Annotated in this window: 15 protein-coding genes; 7 read left to right on the top strand and 8 right to left on the bottom strand. The window is 42.7% G+C overall.

The window, feature by feature from the left end; all coding sequences use genetic code 11:
- The first annotated feature begins 24 nt into the window (after positions 1-24).
- The 5 genes from QUA44_RS03250 to QUA44_RS03230 all read left to right on the top strand — a co-directional run bounded on the left by QUA44_RS03250 (position 25) and on the right by QUA44_RS03230 (position 6,838).
- The gene (locus tag QUA44_RS03250) at positions 25-1,485 is read left to right on the top strand and encodes an aspartate ammonia-lyase (RefSeq protein ID WP_333248510.1); all 1,461 of its coding nucleotides are present in this window, start codon (positions 25-27) and stop codon (positions 1,483-1,485) included.
- 120 nt (positions 1,486-1,605) lie between these two features.
- Positions 1,606-1,932 carry a hypothetical protein gene (locus QUA44_RS03245; protein WP_333248512.1) on the top strand — a complete coding sequence of 109 codons (327 nt, stop codon included), beginning with the start codon at positions 1,606-1,608 and terminating at the stop codon, positions 1,930-1,932.
- Positions 1,933-2,060: 128 nt separating this feature from the next.
- Positions 2,061-3,020, top strand: a complete 960-nt coding sequence (locus QUA44_RS03240) for a DUF362 domain-containing protein (protein WP_333248514.1) — start codon at positions 2,061-2,063, stop codon at positions 3,018-3,020.
- 698 nt (positions 3,021-3,718) lie between these two features.
- Positions 3,719-4,978, top strand: a complete 1,260-nt coding sequence (locus tag QUA44_RS03235; protein WP_333248515.1) for a glycosyltransferase — start codon at positions 3,719-3,721, stop codon at positions 4,976-4,978.
- A gap of 849 nt (positions 4,979-5,827) precedes the next feature.
- Complete coding sequence (locus QUA44_RS03230) at positions 5,828-6,838, top strand: class I SAM-dependent methyltransferase (RefSeq protein WP_333248517.1); 1,011 nt, start codon at positions 5,828-5,830, stop codon at positions 6,836-6,838.
- 474 nt (positions 6,839-7,312) lie between these two features.
- On the opposite strand, the gene QUA44_RS03225 is transcribed toward QUA44_RS03230, so the two are convergent.
- The 5 genes from QUA44_RS03225 to QUA44_RS03205 all read right to left on the bottom strand — a co-directional run bounded on the left by QUA44_RS03225 (position 7,313) and on the right by QUA44_RS03205 (position 12,779).
- Positions 7,313-8,119, bottom strand: coding sequence for a WecB/TagA/CpsF family glycosyltransferase (locus QUA44_RS03225; protein WP_333248519.1), 807 nt, complete (start codon positions 8,117-8,119; stop codon positions 7,313-7,315).
- Between the two features lie 117 nt (positions 8,120-8,236).
- Positions 8,237-9,319, bottom strand: coding sequence for an NAD-dependent epimerase/dehydratase family protein (locus QUA44_RS03220; RefSeq protein ID WP_333248521.1), 1,083 nt, complete (start codon positions 9,317-9,319; stop codon positions 8,237-8,239).
- 59 nt (positions 9,320-9,378) lie between these two features.
- Positions 9,379-10,608 carry a glycosyltransferase gene (locus tag QUA44_RS03215; RefSeq protein ID WP_333248523.1) on the bottom strand — a complete coding sequence of 410 codons (1,230 nt, stop codon included), beginning with the start codon at positions 10,606-10,608 and terminating at the stop codon, positions 9,379-9,381.
- A 100-nt stretch (positions 10,609-10,708) separates the two neighbouring features.
- A complete protein-coding gene (locus QUA44_RS03210; RefSeq protein ID WP_333248525.1) occupies positions 10,709-11,869 on the bottom strand; it encodes a glycosyltransferase family 4 protein in 1,161 nt (386 codons plus the stop codon).
- Complete coding sequence (locus tag QUA44_RS03205; protein WP_333248526.1) at positions 11,862-12,779, bottom strand: glycosyltransferase family 2 protein; 918 nt, start codon at positions 12,777-12,779, stop codon at positions 11,862-11,864. The genes QUA44_RS03210 and QUA44_RS03205 overlap by 8 nt, the downstream gene beginning before the upstream one ends.
- 442 nt (positions 12,780-13,221) lie before the next feature.
- Between QUA44_RS03205 and QUA44_RS03200 the strand changes: the two genes are divergently transcribed.
- Complete coding sequence (locus QUA44_RS03200) at positions 13,222-14,115, top strand: glycosyltransferase family 2 protein (RefSeq protein WP_333248528.1); 894 nt, start codon at positions 13,222-13,224, stop codon at positions 14,113-14,115.
- A 13-nt stretch (positions 14,116-14,128) separates the two neighbouring features.
- A complete protein-coding gene (locus QUA44_RS03195) occupies positions 14,129-14,830 on the top strand; it encodes a CatB-related O-acetyltransferase (protein ID WP_333248530.1) in 702 nt (233 codons plus the stop codon).
- A gap of 39 nt (positions 14,831-14,869) precedes the next feature.
- Here the strand turns inward: QUA44_RS03195 and QUA44_RS03190 are convergent, their stop codons facing one another.
- The 3 genes from QUA44_RS03190 to QUA44_RS03180 all read right to left on the bottom strand — a co-directional run.
- On the bottom strand, positions 14,870-15,691 hold the full coding sequence (locus QUA44_RS03190; protein ID WP_333248532.1) for a hypothetical protein: 822 nt from the start codon (positions 15,689-15,691) through the stop codon (positions 14,870-14,872).
- Positions 15,685-16,071, bottom strand: coding sequence for a hypothetical protein (locus QUA44_RS03185; protein WP_333248534.1), 387 nt, complete (start codon positions 16,069-16,071; stop codon positions 15,685-15,687). Before QUA44_RS03185 ends, QUA44_RS03190 begins: the two co-directional genes overlap by 7 nt.
- A 164-nt stretch (positions 16,072-16,235) precedes the next feature.
- On the bottom strand, positions 16,236-16,442 hold a 207-nt coding region (locus QUA44_RS03180; protein ID WP_445243628.1), incomplete at its 5' end, for an ISAzo13-like element transposase-related protein.

Below are 16,442 nucleotides of genomic sequence, written 5' to 3'. Positions count from 1 at the left end.
CCTAATTATCACAAACCCAACGATATGACGCAACAGCCAACCATTACCTACCGCACCGAAAGCGACTCAATGGGAGACAAACAAATCCCATCTACCGTTTACTACGGCATTCAAACTCTGCGCGCCGTTGAAAATTTTCCAATTAGCGGTATCAAACCTTTATCAACTTACGTCGATGCTTGCGTTTTAATTAAAAAAGCTGCAGCGATAGTCAACGGTAAACTCGGCTGCATTCCTGAAGATATCAGCCAAGCACTGATCCAAGCTGCTGATGAAGTTTTAGCAGGAAATTTGCGCGATCAATTTGTAGTTGATGTTTACCAAGCAGGCGCGGGAACTTCTCACCACATGAACGTCAATGAAGTTCTTTCCAATCGCGCTTTGGAAATTATGGGCGATGAAAAAGGCAACTACAAGCGAGTCAGTCCCAACGATCATGTAAACTACGGTCAATCTACCAATGATGTGATTCCGACTGCGATTCGGATCGGCGGATTGTTGGCGTTAGAAAAGACTCTGTTTCCGGCTTTGTCGGATGCCGTAGTCGCCCTAGAAAACAAAGCAGAAGAATTCAAAAATATTGTTAAATCCGGCCGCACTCATATGCAAGATGCTGTGCCGGTTCGACTCGGCGACACCTTCGGCGCTTGGGCGCAAATTCTCAGAGAACATACCTTGAGAATTGACAGGGCATCCGATGATTTGACATCTCTGGGATTGGGGGGAAGTGCGGCAGGAACAGGCTTAAATACTCACCCTGAATACTCTCAAAAAGTTGCTGAAATTCTCTCAGAATTAATCGACCACCCCCTAAAACCAGCACCGCATTTAATGGCAGCGATGCAGAGTATGGCACCGTTTGTAAATGTCTCCGGTGCGCTGCGAAATCTCGCTCAGGATTGCGTTAAAATGTCCCATGACTTGCGTTTGATGGACTCGGGGCCGAAAACGGGTTTCAAGGAAATTCAACTGCCTCCGGTGCAACCTGGTTCGTCAATTATGCCGGGAAAATACAATCCTGTGATGGCAGAAATGACTTCGATGGTGTGTTTTCAAGTTATGGGTTACGATAGCGCGATCGCCCTTGCCGCCCAAGCAGGACAATTAGAATTGAACGTGATGATGCCCCTGATTGCCTACAATCTGATTCACAGCATCGAAATTTTGGGCAATACGATTAGCGCGTTGACTGCACAATGCCTCGCCAAAATTGAAGCTAAGGGCGATCGGTGTCTCGCTTATGCTGAAGGTAGTCTCGCCCTCGTTACCGCCCTCAACACTCACATCGGCTATCTCAACGCCGCCGCCGTCGCCAAAGAATCCCTAGAAACGGGAAAATCTTTACGGCAAATTGTGCTAGAACAGGGTTTAATGAGTGCAGAAGACTTGGCAAAAGTTCTAGATTTAGAGAAAATGAGTGCGATGCCAGAAAATCGGGCGGTTTCAACCGCTTCTTTTCAAACAAAACCAGCCTCCGCAGGTTGAAGGTTGGGCGGTTAAAATTACATTATTTTCTTCAGTCCACGGAGGTGGACTTAGTTTGACAAGACGCGGTTTCAACCGCCGTCTTAATCTTTTCAACTCTAAAGTTTGGGAGCAAAATTTATGCGCGCAGGTTCCTTTGGTCAATTAACTCAAGATAAAGAGAACACAACTCAAGTGACATTTCATTATGTGGAAGGTCACACGGAAACCTTTACTATCCCGATGCCTGCACAAGAATTTCAAGAGGAAGTGCTGAATTTATTAAATCAACCTTGGTTGACTTTTCATTTAGTCGATCAAACAGTTTTTATCTGCACTGCCCGCTTGGTGAAAGTGGAAATTAAACCTGCTATCCCGGAACTTCAAGGCCAAGGAATTTTCTCGAATTCCATGCGAGTTAGTACGATGCAGCGGGCTGCTTCTGGCAGATTGCCGATGAATACATAATGGGGCATGGGGTATGGGGGATTGAATATGAGGATTAATCATTGGTAATTTGTTGTAATTACCAATTATCAATTACTAATGCCCCATCTCAAATAACAAATAACAAATAACAAATAACCAATAACATCATGTCTTCTGTTAGTTTAATTAGGGCCGATTCATACGATCGCCAAATCCTGCAAACATCTGTAGAAAATTTGCTCGCACCCCTGGGCGGAATGTCGGCTTTTGTCAAATCGGGCGATCGGGTTCTTCTCAAACCCAATCTCCTCACCGGTTCTCGCCCTACCAAAGAATGTGTCACCCGCCCGGAATTGGTTTACTGTGTTGCTAAAATGGTCATTGAAGCGGGAGGAAAACCGTTTTTAGGCGACAGTCCGGCTTTTGGCAGCGCGATGGGTGTAGCTAAAGCCAACGGTTATTTGCCACTGTTAGAAGAACTGAATTTGCCAGTAGTTGAGTTTCAAGGAAAACGCTACGAAACAGTCAGCGAAGATTTCAATCATCTCCGAATTTGCAAAGAAGCAATGGAAGCAGATGTCGTGATTAACTTGCCCAAACTCAAATCTCACGTTCAATTAACCGTGACAATGGGCGTAAAAAACTTGTTCGGCTGCGTACCGGGGAAAATGAAGGCTTGGTGGCATATGGAAGCCGGCAAAGATAGCGCCAGATTCGGTCAAATGCTGGTAGAAACGGCCCGAACAATTAACCCAAATCTGACGATTTTAGACGGTATAATCGGTCACGAAGGTAACGGGCCCAGCGGCGGCGAACCAAAATTTTTAGGGATTTTGGGCGCGTCGAGTGATGTGTTTGCGCTGGACAGAACTTTAGTGGAAATCATTAATGTCGATCCGGCGCTGGTTCCGACTGTAGCTGCGGCGATGAGATTGGGGCTTTGCTCGAATTTGGAGGCTATTAATTTTCCGCTTTTGCAGCCGGAAACTCTCAAGGTTTTGGATTGGAAGTTGCCAGAAAGTATGATGCCGATCGACTTTGGTATGCCTCGGGTGATTAAGTCAGCCTTTAAGCACCTTTATATCCGGTTTATTAAAGAAAAGTTCAGCATCAAGGCTTCGCATTAGCGAAGAGAGAAGGGGTAAAATTTCTTTTTTATTCCTTCTGCTTCGCCTTGAATCGTAAAGAAATATTATGTTACAACATATCTATTTATGTAAACTTTTAATAAATCTGTTGTAATTCTATGGTTTCAGTAGGTAGGCAGGATTAAACCGCATAATGTAACACTATGTAAACAAGTTTAAGTCAGCCAGTAGAGATCATTTGGAGACTTTGCCCTCGTTTAGATAGAGGCGTTTTTTCGAGCCGATTTACTTAAAGCATTTGTTTCGCCGTATTCGCAACTCGCGCTCATGCTTGCTAGCTAGAAGCAGTTAGAGGTTTTCACTTAAGTATAAACACTTATAACAGCCCTTGTTTTAACCAAATTTACCCTAAAATTGCGTTTTTCTTTATAATTGACCGCTCAATTATAAAGATTCAGTAAATCTCGTAAAAGGCTATTGACACTTGTACGTAGATCGCAGATGATTGCGACATATCAAACAGACATCACCTTAAATAATACACGTCTAATCCAGTTGCTGGATCCATCTTAAGTATTAGATATCTCCGAAACAGAGTCTGAAATGCTTCTCGTATCAGGCGGCGAAATTTAAATTCCGTAGATGTCTGTTATATAGATCGATCAACAGCCCTTGCCAAGTACAGCAAAGATTCACTACCGCATCAGTAAAAGCTTAAAACCAGGAAGTACCTAACCATGCTTACTAACCACAATCTGACCATCGTACAGCCACTCAAAGCTAAGATTTTGCCAAACGGTGAAGTTTTACTCACCCGTAAATTGATTGAAGCAGTTGGTGAGTTAGCCCAGTATTGGTTGGGTTCCATTACGGTGATGATGGAAGAAACCCAAGAAGACAACGACCAGATAGATTCAAAAATATTCAAACTTGATCAATTGCCATTCAAACTGGAAATAATTTCTTTTGACCAAATCACCCCAGCTTTACTACATCAGCATCAGAGTTCACTGGTATTGGCAGCCCCGGAATACAGACAGAACCATATCAGTAAAGTGTGTAAAATAGCGGGAGTACCGTGTATTTACGTTTCCGAATACAGTCTCAAAACTCGCAAACAGATAGTGAATGTGAGTACGAGAAATCCCTTGATCCGCTTGCGGAGAATAATCTGGACTTACAGTCAGGAATATAAGCAGCGCAAGGCGATCGCAATGGCAGAGGGATTGCAGTGCAACGGCACCCCTACATACCAAGAATACAAGCATCTCAATCCCAACCCACAGTTGTTCCTGGACACGCGGATTAAAGAGGATATGTTAGCAACAGAAGCTGACATTGAACGGCGCACTGAAAACCGCTCTCAAGATATGCCTCTCCGGCTAGTATTCTCCGGTCGCTTAATTAAGATGAAAGGGGCCGATCATTTACTTGAGGTCGCTAAAGAACTCAAACAACTGAAGGTGAAATTTGAAATGTTCATCAGTGGTATTGGTGACTTAGAAGAGATGATGCACCAGCAAATAGCTGCCAATCAACTTAATGATTGTGTGAAAATGCTCGGAGTGCCTGACTTTAAAACAGATTTTTTCCCCTTTGTTAAGAACAATATTGATTTGTTTGTTTGCTGTCACCGGCAGGGCGATCCTTCTTGTACTTACATAGAAACTATGGCTGCTGGCGTGCCGATCGTAGGGTATGCTAACGAAGCCTTCCAGGGAATTGCAGAAATGTCTGAGACAGGATGGGTGGTGCCAATGAATCAGCCTAAACAGATGGCGAAAAAAATTGCAGAACTCAGCCACAAACGGGAAGAAATTAAATCGATGTCGTTCAAGTCGCTGAAGTTTGCTCAACAGCACACATTTGAGAAGACTTTTCAAGCTCGCGTAAAACATATGCAGGCTATTGCCTACTCAACGCGGTCTAATCCAGTCACCGAAAGTCAAGTATGTGATGCTCCAGATATGGTTTTGGCGTACAGTCAACTGCCTTAAGAATCCTTCTGCCTATGATTGAGACAGGTTTCATTAAGGTAGCCACGGAAATCGGAGGTCTTGTAAAGGCAATGGTTGAAGTGATCGATCGCCATTAGATTTAGATGTTTTTTTCAAACTTAATAGCATCAAACTCGACTGGGCGATCGCACTTCTTCCATAGGTTCTCAAGCCTCATTTAACGGGTTAAATTTTCTGGGCAACTAGCAGCTCCCACAGCAACTCTAAACCATTGAGCGACCAACTCATTTTCCTTTCCACCGGAACAGGCAAAACTAACAGGGGTTTTAGTTTAAATCTTGTTAAATCAACTGCTTCATTATTTAGCTATATGCACAAAAGCTTTTATTAGTATCATAGCCTAGAGACCTACCCTATTGATAACTTAATTTATACTTGAATTATTGCTGAATTATTGACAATAGAAAAACTTACTCACAGCCAGCTAGTGGAAGGTGTAATTTTTCATAAAAACTGATAGAGCAATACTTCGGACAGTTTTTTAACGGCCCTGTAAGCCGATCGCGAGAAAGCCCTGCCATTTTTAATGCATTTTAGGAAACTTAGCGCGCTTACTTAAACCTTGAAATAATAGTCCACCATATAGCCCGTCTGGGTTTCGGAGACTAGATTAGATATAAAACTGTCCGAAGTATTAATAGAGTAAGTTAAATGCGTTAGCTTAAATTGGATGTTACCTGAAAACCACGCCTTAGCAATTGTATTCCCAAAATTTCATAAGTTTTAGGCATTCATCTGCTGTGTTTAGTATCCCGCAATTATCACTGACACATAATGTCCCGGATTGATCTAACATGAGTGGTTATTAGTACGTCCAGTACCTAAGTAATGAAAACTAAAATGCAGCAAAGTCAACAGTGCTTAAGCCCTACCGTCGCCTGTCCGATATCGGGACAGAGTATGAAACCGTGGCTATTAATACCCGGTGATTGGCGCAGACCTCGAAACCAAGAGTCATTTCAATTGTACTGGTGCGAAAAGTCACAACTTGGATGCATTCATCCTCTACCCGAACTCAACCAAATCGCCAGCTTCTACGACATTGATGAGTATTATACTCACCATATAGACTTTACAGGCTTCGTATCTGCCTCTTCTATTTCCTTCTTCGATAAATTGCGTACCCATCTAGCTTGGCGTTTCGATCGCGGAGTAGATGTCACAAGTAAATGGTGGAAGCAACAGTTCGGGACTGCTTCCTCCTCGATCTTAGAAATTGGTTGCGCCAACGGACACCTGCTGCAAGAACTGCAAGCTGATGGTCACAAAGTCTGGGGCGTAGAACCCGATCAACAAGCTTTGGTTTTGGCACAGCAGCGAGGTCTTAATGTATTTGATGGTACTGCTGAATCTTTGCCTCCGGAAGTCAAGTCTAGACAGTACGACATAATTGTGATGAACCACGTACTAGAACATACCAGAGATCCTTTACTTGCACTCCGCAATGCCATGCAGTTGCTCGTGGATGGCGGCAAATTGGTGATGGAAGTACCAAATAACTCTTGTATTGGGCTGAAGTCATCAGGGATTTCATGGATGCATCTAGATGTACCAAGGCATTTGTATTTTTTCACACCACAGAGCTTTCGCGCTATCTGTGAAAAAGTAGGATTTGAGATAGTTTCTACCCAGTTTAATGGCTACTATCGCCAATTTGAGAACAGTTGGATTAATGATGAAATAAAAATTTTCAGTGTGTTCGATTCAATGGCATCTCATCAGATAGTAAAGCCCAAAGAAAACAGTAAAGTCCAAGCTTGGAAGCTACTGCTAAAAACAATTTTGGCTGCTGATGAAAACAAGTACGATTCGATCCGGATTGTGGCACAAAAGCCATAGCCAGATCGAGGGAAGGGCAATAAACTTTTGGTTTGATTATCAAGTTTGGTTACACACTCACCATACTTTTGCGATTCCCTGCGATGATCGCCGATGCCAGGAGTATAGTCAAACCAAATGCGACTATTGACCCAGCAATCCACCTGACTCGATCGAGACTGACGCACAAACTTTGTATTTAAGGTGTGCAGTCCGCAGCTTACCACAGAGATAATGTAAAAATTGTTTTCTGGCGTAATATCGTTTCCGGCGGCATCGGAATAATATATTTCGATCATGTCAGTGGGAGCTTAAGATCTCGCGATTTGGGTAGCGAGATCTTAAGCTCCCACTATAATGCGGATGCCACCGGATTTGATATAAATTTTCTTGAATATGCGATCGTAGTTGTACCTCAAAACGATTAATTACGATGTGTTTGCTTTTTTACTTTTTACTTGTGAGCACCCATAATTCACCAGAAACTTTTAAATTTCAACCATATAATACTTCTTCTACAGGCGGCGTGGCGTCTGTGGGGTCGAAGTGTTTAATTTTCAAAGCTTGTAGCAAAAACAGCCAGATATAAAGCGGATTCAAAAAAACATACCGCTGCCAAAGGCGCCGAGGTTCCTTAATCATCCGAAACAGCCATTCCAAACCTATTTTAGATAAAAAGTCAGGAGCTTTAGCCAAATTACCCGCATGAAAATCGTAAGCAGCACCTACAGCAATCAACGGCATTGATAAGTCGTCCCGGTATTCGTAAGCCCAGACTTCTTGCCGGGGACACCCCAAACCGACAAAAGTAATTGCTGCACCGCTGTTGCGAATTTGCTGTGCAATTTCTTGTTTCTCTTGGGGCGAAACTTGCCTAAATTTAGAAGGCTGAGTTCCAGCAATAATTAACTTGGGAAAACGCTGGCAGAGATTGCGAGATAAAGCTTCCAGTACACAAGCTTGAGAGCCGTACAAATAGATAGGTAATCCTTCTTCTGCAGCACGTTCGCAGATTTGTAACATCGCATTCGGCCCGCAAACTCGATCGGGCAATTCCGTATGGTATAGCCAATTTAAAGCCCACCTGACCGGCTGTCCGTCTGGCAATACTAAGTCAATGTGATTAATCCGATAACGATGAGTGCTGTCGAGAACCCCAGTCATTACCCCGTGAACCGCTAGGGCAGAAACTGACATTGGTTTTCCGGCGCTGGCTGCCGCAATAATTTTGCTAACAGCCGCTTCATAATTAACGGCATTTACTAATATGCCCAGTACATTCTTTTTCCCTTTATCAATCATGGAGCACCTCTTTAAGTCAACGCTCGCAGTTACACTCATAAATCTCCCCTAAGATTTGTTTAACGTTGCATTCTTCAATCGTTTACCGAAATTCCAAGCACATTCTTTTTGCCCCGCTCAATCATTGGAATCCTCTTTCAGCCAACGCTCGCGGTTACATTCATAAATCTCCTGTAAGATTTGTTTAACGTCATATTTCATTTTCCAGTTGGGATAGTGACTGGAAAATTTTGAATTGTCGCTAATCCACCAAATGTGATCGCCAATGCGATTCCCTTCAGCATAAGTCCAATTAAACTTGCGTTCCGCAATTGCCTCGCACATCTGGATAGCTTCTAACATCGAACAATTGCTGTACCGGCCTCCTCCTGTATTATAAACTTGGGCACTTCTGGGAGCTTTATAAAATTCATAAAATGCCGAAATTAAATCCGCGCTGTGAATGTTATCGCGAACTTGCTTGCCTTTGTAGCCAAACACAGTGTAAGGAGTTCCCGTGACAGCACACTTCATCAAGTAGGCGAGGAAGCCGTGCAATTGAGCGCCAGAGTGATTTGGTCCCGTCAAACAGCCGCCACGAAAACAAGCGGTGTTCATATCAAAATATCGACCGTATTCTTGAACTAAAATGTCAGCAGCTACCTTAGAAGCACCAAACAAACTGTGCAGGCACTGATCGATCGACATATCCTCCCGAATGCCGCTTTCATAAGTGTGACCTGGTTCAATTTCCCACCTGTGTTCTAATTCAACTAAAGGCAATTTGTTGGGTGTATCGCCGTATACTTTATTTGTAGAAGTGAAAATGAAAACCGCTTTAGGACAGTATAAGCGAGTTACTTCTAGAAGATTGAGAGTGCCGTTGGCATTGACTGTAAAGTCTATTTTCGGAGCACGGGAAGCCCAATCATGGCTGGGCTGGGCTGCTGTGTGAATTACTAATTCGATCGACTCGCCGTACCGCTGAAAGATATTGGTAATCGCTTCATAGTCGCGAATGTCCACATCTAAGTGATAATACTTGGTACCCAAGGACTTTTCGAGCAGTTGGCGGTTCCAGTTTGTAGAACCATCAGCGCCAAAAAAGAATTGGCGCATATTATTGTCGATGCCAACTATATCTAAGCCTTGTTTGGCAAAGAACTGACACGCCTCAGAGCCAATTAAACCCGCCGAGCCAGTAATGATTGCAACGCCCACGTTTCACCGCCTGAAAAAATATAGTTTTCTTTGTTTTGCCCGATCGAACCAATCAGAAGTTATTCTGATTTTCCGTCGAATACATCTTCGCACAATTGAGCAAAGAATAGACCTTTAACATCCCAATCATAGATTTCCCTGACGCGCGTTTGACCCGATCGACCCAAGCGCGATCGCAATTCACGATCTTGGGCTAAACACACTATAGCTTCTGCTAGACCTTGAACAGTGCAATCGGGGTCAGTAGCAGCCACTTTAATCCCCGTTTGATCAGTCACTTGAGTAGCCGGCCCCCCCAAATCCAAACAAATCGTCGGACGGCCAACGCCCATCATTTCCGTGCACACAAAACCGCCAGAGTCATGCAAACTCGGATGGAGGAGAACGTGAGACTCCCCCATTTTAGAAAGAGTTTCAGTGCGAGATAAAGTTCCCCAAAACAATACTTTATTTGCCAGTCCCAATTCTGTGGCCAAAGCTTCCAAACGCTGCCTTTCCGGGCCGTCTCCGACAATCCAGTATTCCGATTGTTCCAGCTTCGCCTCCGCAAATGCACGGAGTCCTAAGTGCACCCCTTTCCAGTGTAAGAGACGACCAACACTGATGAATCTAATTGGTTGATCCGGCGGGGTAGGAAATTTCTCTAATTCTTGAATTTCCTGCTGCGATAAACCGACTTGTGAAAAAATCTTCACATTTTTTGCTTTGAGAAATCGCAGTCTGGCTGCGGTTTCTTCCGTAGTCGCCAGTGCCACGGCACTGCGGCGCGCCGTCAGACCCACAAACGGATCGCGTTCTCCTACGCTTTGAGCCAATGCCCGCAGCGTTTCGTAAATTTTGCCCCGGCGGCTAAAATCTTGCCAAAAAGCCTTTGGTGCTGCTTCTGCACCCCCCACAGGCCCCCAAATAAAAGGATGTGGCAACAGCGCTAGGAAACTTGGAGACCAATGTTTGACATAAGTTACGTGATGTACTATGTCAAAACCAATTTCGCGATCGAGCTTCCGAGCGATAAAATAAGCCCAGATTTGCCACAGATAGTAGTGAAGTTGCAGCAATCCTTGTTTCCCCTTCCAATCTTCGCTCCACCCAAACGGATCGAAATAAACAAAGTGCAGATTGGGCATCGGATTGCGTTCTAGTTCTGCTTCAATGTACGATCGACAAAACGTGCGAGTAAATACCCAACTTTCGTGATGTTTAGCAGATTGGATAACAGTATTCCATCCTACTCCCTCTTCGGAGCCGAGATTCGGTTCGCAAGCAAACGCAGATAATAAAACTTTCATGGCTAAGTGGTAATTGCTAATTGGTAATTACTAATTTTTCCCTCTTTCCTCTTCCATCCCTCCTTTAAATAATTTACACTCATCCCTTGCCGAACTTGCTTCACCTATTCTCCATCAAAAAAGATGTAACTTCGACATAAGCTTTAGCTGCTGTTTCCGGAGTTTTTTGAGAAATTATCTGTCGTGAACGCTCTCCCATCGACTCAATTAAATCAGGATGATCTATAAAAATTTGCATCTTCCCCGCTAACTCTTGAGCACTGCTAGGGTCAAAAATATAACCGTTCTCGCCTGACCTAATTAACTCACAGGAAGCAGCACCATTTGAACACAATACTGGTTTTCCCAACACCATCGCTTCGGGTACAACCATACCCCAGACATCCTCAAAAGTAGGAAACACAAAAATATCAGCTTGCTGAAAATAAGCACCTAAATTTCCATATTCCACCCATCCCGCCCACGTTACTTGCTCTTCAAAATCCCACTCTTTAATAAATGCTTCCAGTTCTTCCCGCTGATCTCCCTTGCCAATAATCAACAGCGAATAATCAACATAACCTTGATTTTTAAGAATAGCGCAAGCTTCTAAAAGCGTTTTAATTCCCTTTCTCGCCGTGATGCGCCCTACATACAGAAAAATCGGGCGTTTCAACTGCAAGTTGGGCCGCTGAGTTTGATCCAATCGTTTCAGCAAAGCTCCCGCATCAGGTACGAGATAGGTTCGGATAAAAATTTTATCCTCCGGTACGTTTAGAACTTCCATCAAATATTTTTTACCCGCATTGCTATTGGCAACAAAAGCATCGGCAAACCGCACAAGGATGCGGCGAACAAATGTCCTAAAACTCGAATCTCGAAAGTCTGTATTTGGGGAACTGCCATCGTAAATAATGGCAATTTTCCACCTCAGTAGCGGTTTTAAAAACGCAACAATTACAGTCCACAAAGAGAAAGCTTGGGGAAACACCACATGAGGTCTAAATTTTAGCAAATAGCCGATAATACTAGGCGATACTACAATGAATCCGCGATCGTATCCTGTTTCTATCTTTTCCGTCTCGACAAATTTAGTCTCCCCTACCAACTGAATTGCCGATGCTCCCGGCAGCGTAGGATCGAACCCAGACCAAACACGACCAGTATAAAATACAGTATTCTTAAAAATTTTTGTAAATTCCCTCAAAACAGGCTGCCAGTAAGCTCCCAGTTCCACTTCCGGGACAAGCCAAGCAATGCGGAGTTCATTTCTATCAACCATCCTCTTCACCTTGAGTTTTGTTTTTAGTCAATCCCAGTTTACTCAACACTGAAAGCCAAACTAACCTGCGATAAGGTAGCAGCCAATAAATTGGCCACAACCAGCCACCATGCCGCTGAGTAAATACTTTCCACTCTTGAGCCGGTTGCAGGGTAGTATCTTTGAAGGATAAACCTTTCGGTTTGCTCATTTTATCCAATCCTTCACTTAAATTATCAGCAGCCGTTTTGGTCACCTGGGGGTTGAGAGAACAAGTGCCTAAATAGCCAGGAGCAATCCAAACTGTACATCCTTTCTGTCTGGCTCTTAAACCATAATCCCAATCACCAATATAATGGACAAAAGCCGGATCGAGGTTGCCGACCATTTGCACAACACTGCGGGGAATTAATACGCAGTTGCCGTGCATAGTATCGCACATCTGAGGCTCTTTTGTTGGTTCTAGGATACCATATCGGAATGGGTGCAAAGGGTTATTTCGCACCACACCGCCGTATGTTGTTTGACCCGTTTCGGGGTCGCAGGTAGAACCGCCAACGATGGCTTTGGTTTCTCCTTTTTCTGATAATTTTTGAGTGGTTTCTAGCAAGACACTTACGGTTTCTGGATAAATAAGAGTGTCATCATTTAACCATAGGTAGTAGTCGGGATCATCTTTCATTGCTTCGCTGAAAGCCCCACGCATTCCCCCGTTCCAAAATAGGTTCCCATCGCCGGAAAAAATATTGACTTGAGGATAGATTTGACGAACTGCCTCGCTGGTTCCGTCCGTGCTGGCATCATCGACTAGATAGGCTAAAATATCAACATCGGCTGGAAGTGCCTGCTTAAAAAGATCCTCTAAGCAAGCTAATGTTTTCTCTTTGCGGTTGAAGCAAGTTAAAAGGGCGGCGATTTTAGTACGGTTCATTGTTCCCAATTGTGCGGCTTATAGCGATAGGTAAGGCTAAAAGTAACAGTGTTTTATTTTACCACTGGCTCGGCGGTTGCAACCGTCGCTACAAAAATGAAATTAGGGCTTACGCAGTCGCTCCCCTCCTTTCACAAGGGGGCTTTAAGAGTTCCCCACTTGGGCAACGGGGTGCGGGTATCAAGGTTTTAGAGTTTAAGAGCGTCAGTCCTAGAAGTCTGTCTGGGTAAACTCTTGCTGTATTATAGTTGACCCGCGAACTTTTTGGTGATAAATTGGAATTTAGAACTTAAGTTAACAAGCGAAGCCTGCAAGCTTCCTAGCACATTCATAATACTGATGAGTTCTACTAAGCAAAAATATTTATCCTCGTAGGAGTTGAACAGTTTAAATGCCACATTATCATACAAAAACTCCCATTGTTTTTGTGGTTTTCAATCGAGTGGATACTACTGAAAAAGTCTTCGAGGCGATTCGACAAGTTAAACCCCCTAAGCTGTTAGTAATTGCTGACGGCCCTCGTGCCCACAAACCTGGGGAAGCTGAAAAGTGCGCCGCTGTACGTGCAATTATCGATCGGGTCGATTGGGACTGTGAAGTTCTGAAAAATTATTCAGAGATCAATTTAGGTTGCAAGGATCGCATTTCTAGCGGTTTCGACTGGGTATTTAATACCGTAGAGGAAGCAATTATTCTCGAAGATGACTGTTTGCCCCACCCGGAATTCTTCCCTTTTTGTGAGCAGTTATTAGAGCATTATCGAGATGACAAACGGATTATGTCAATCGCTGGTGTAAATTTACAATTTGGGAGAAAAAGAACAGAAGACAGTTACTATTTTTCGCGTTTTAGTAACTGTTGGGGATGGGCGACTTGGCGCAGAGCATGGCAATACTATGATGTTGACATGAAGTTATGGCCTCAACTGCGGGAAGCAGGTTTTCTCGAAAATTTATTAGCTAATCCTCAATCTGTAAAAGTTTGGGATAGGGCTTTTCAAGTTTCCTATGATGGAAGTGTCAACAATTGGTTTTTTAGATGGCTTTTTACTTGTTGGGTTCAAAATGGACTTGCTATTATTCCAGAAAAAAATTTAATTTCTAATATTGGATTTGGTAGTCAAGCCACCCATACTTTAGGAGAAAATAGTATATACAGTAATATGCCAACGGAAGCAATGACCTTTCCTTTAAGGCATCCAAACCACGCGATCCGAAATTTTGTAGCGGATCAATTCACTCAAAATACATTTTATGATTATCATCCCGCATTAATCAAGCGCATCAAGAGAAAATTAAATAAGTTATGTGGGAAAACAATATTTAACCTTCACTGAGTAATTAGTAACCATGTCTAAAATCTCAACATTTCTCAGATCAATACTCAAAAATCCGATCACTGAATATCTGCGATTTTTAGTCAATTGGTGGAAAAACCAATTTAAATATAATAATTTTTCTCAAGACTATATGGCTTTGGTTACCAATTCAACTATCAGTCACAATGTTAGTGTGTCTATTCGCGTAGCCATAGAAGATTCTGTCATTGGTTCTTACACTTATGTACGTGATAATACGCGAATTTTCAATGGTGTTGTCGGCAATTTTTGTTCGATTGGACCAAACTGCATCATTCGCTTAGGCCTACATCCTGTGGGAAATTTTGTTTCAAGCCATCCGATATTTTATTCGCCAAAAATGCTAGTAGGGACAACCTTTGTAGACCAAAAATATTTTGAAGAAGAGGAAAAAACTGTCCATATCGGCAATGATGTTTGGATTGGCTCAAATGTTATTGTTCTAGATGGTGTAACTATTGGTGATGGAGCCATCATCGCAGCCGGAGCCGTTGTCACAAAAGATGTGCCACCTTATGCTATATATGGAGGAATTCCCGCAAAACTTATTCGCTATAGGTTTGATGAACAAAAAATTGATTTTCTGCTGAAGTTTAAGTGGTGGGACAAGGATGAGAAATGGTTGAGAAAAAATGTCAAAGACTTTCACAACATTGACAAATTCATCCATATTTATAACACGAAAAATAGTTGAATGGTAGCGGATTCGGTATTATGTCTAATTAGCCCGAGGTTATATAACATCAGCAGTCATCTGGGATTTAAACTTAGACCACTTCATAACCATCACAGCCGCTATGAATGCCAGCGTATCATTGCTAGTCTGATACGGCAAAAATCTATAGCGAAAAGTAGCCATTCTATGGTCGCGTTCTTGGTATAAAATATCTTGGGCAAAGTTCCCCCAGCGCTCATCTATCAAATCAATTGTCATACCAGCATGAGCAGAAGGTAGCAGCATATTGGAGCCGTGAAGACCAATTATTAAGCGGCTCTCTGAATAAAGGTGGCAAATCTCCTTTTCAATTTTTTCATTAAAACTATCCACCCTGTAATCTTCAATCCATTCTGGGAACTTAGTTTTTGTACCCAGACCAGCCACTGCAAATTTTGCTTCTGGTACTTGCAACTTGATCTTCTCAAATAACTGCTGAATTTTTAAATTTTGCAATGGCAGTGACATTGCTCGTCGATCTATTTTTCTAACCACTCGGAACAGCAAACGGTTCACTAATAAACGATCTTCGCGCCAAATAAAAGTAATTTTTATTTCTTTGTTCTCAAAGTTATGTGTGGGTACTCTAGTAAACCGCGTGATGTCGAACTGACTGGGATGAGAATGAGCTTCACTGACATAAATTTCATCAAATCGTTTAGTTTCTTCTGCAACAAACTCGGCGAAACTGGGATAGTAATTCTGACCATTTTTTAAAGAAATAGGTACTGTCCAGATTTCTGCAACTTCATCCGGAACCATCCACCTTAAGAACTTAGGAACTATCACCACTAATCCACACTCAGGATTGCCCTCTAAGTGCCTTTGTGCATTTAGCAACTTTCGTCTCGGTAGCGCTCCAGCAATTCCTCAGCGAAACGGAAAAATGTAGGATCAGGCAGACAGTCATCCTCAATAATAATGGCCTCTTCAACCGTATCAAACACCCAATCTAGCCCGCTAGAAACGCGATCGCGACAGCCCAAATTAGTGTCTGCATAATTCCTAAAAATTTCGCATTCCCAATCCACCTGGTCAATAATAGCACGAGCAGCAGCGCATTGCAGATCCTCTCCAGGTCTATCTGGCCGGGATCCATCAGCAACTACTAACAATTTAGGAGGCTTGACTTTCCGAATTTCTGCGAATACTCTCTGAGTTTCTTCAGGACGTTTGAAAATAATAAAAGCTACAGCAGTGTTTAATGATATTTCTGACATTTACATACTCTACTTTTTTGATCGTTGTATGCCAGCCTCGCCTCGTACAATAACACTTTTAAGTATTTAATGTACTTCCTGCAATCCTACTTCTCTAAAAAGATTATTTTAATAATAGTCTTCAAATCGACTTAGGAATGAAAATTTAATAACTTTAGCGTCTGCTAAATAGTCGGAACTGCACGATAATTCCATTTTGGTAGATATTCATCAAAAATAATTTTCATTGTTTCTTTAAATCCCTTAGCTACTTTTCGACCAGTTTCATAAATTTTATCGCTCACATTTACTACCACAGAAAGCCCGGTTTTAGTATGAGTTTTTGCCATGAGTTTTTTCACTAACTCAACACTGGTAAAAATTACTCCTTG

Source organism: Microcoleus sp. N9_A2 (assembly GCF_036701775.1).
Classification (GTDB): Bacteria; Cyanobacteriota; Cyanobacteriia; order Cyanobacteriales; family Microcoleaceae; genus Microcoleus.
This window is presented reverse-complemented; position numbering and strand designations above follow the sequence as displayed.

Bases quoted from the DNA above. Each gene is read 5' to 3' on its own strand.
- QUA44_RS03225 (WP_333248519.1), bottom strand. From the start codon at position 8,119: ATGATTGATAAAGGGAAAAAGAATGTACTGGGCATATTAGTAAATGCC.
- QUA44_RS03185 (WP_333248534.1), bottom strand. From the start codon at position 16,071: ATGTCAGAAATATCATTAAACACTGCTGTAGCTTTTATTATTTTCAAA.
- QUA44_RS03250 (WP_333248510.1), top strand. From the start codon at position 25: ATGACGCAACAGCCAACCATTACCTACCGCACCGAAAGCGACTCAATG.
- QUA44_RS03215 (WP_333248523.1), bottom strand. From the start codon at position 10,608: ATGAAAGTTTTATTATCTGCGTTTGCTTGCGAACCGAATCTCGGCTCC.
- QUA44_RS03195 (WP_333248530.1), top strand. From the start codon at position 14,129: ATGTCTAAAATCTCAACATTTCTCAGATCAATACTCAAAAATCCGATC.
- QUA44_RS03235 (WP_333248515.1), top strand. From the start codon at position 3,719: ATGCTTACTAACCACAATCTGACCATCGTACAGCCACTCAAAGCTAAG.
- QUA44_RS03230 (WP_333248517.1), top strand. From the start codon at position 5,828: ATGAAAACTAAAATGCAGCAAAGTCAACAGTGCTTAAGCCCTACCGTC.
- QUA44_RS03205 (WP_333248526.1), bottom strand. From the start codon at position 12,779: ATGAACCGTACTAAAATCGCCGCCCTTTTAACTTGCTTCAACCGCAAA.
- QUA44_RS03240 (WP_333248514.1), top strand. From the start codon at position 2,061: ATGTCTTCTGTTAGTTTAATTAGGGCCGATTCATACGATCGCCAAATC.
- QUA44_RS03210 (WP_333248525.1), bottom strand. From the start codon at position 11,869: ATGGTTGATAGAAATGAACTCCGCATTGCTTGGCTTGTCCCGGAAGTG.
- QUA44_RS03245 (WP_333248512.1), top strand. From the start codon at position 1,606: ATGCGCGCAGGTTCCTTTGGTCAATTAACTCAAGATAAAGAGAACACA.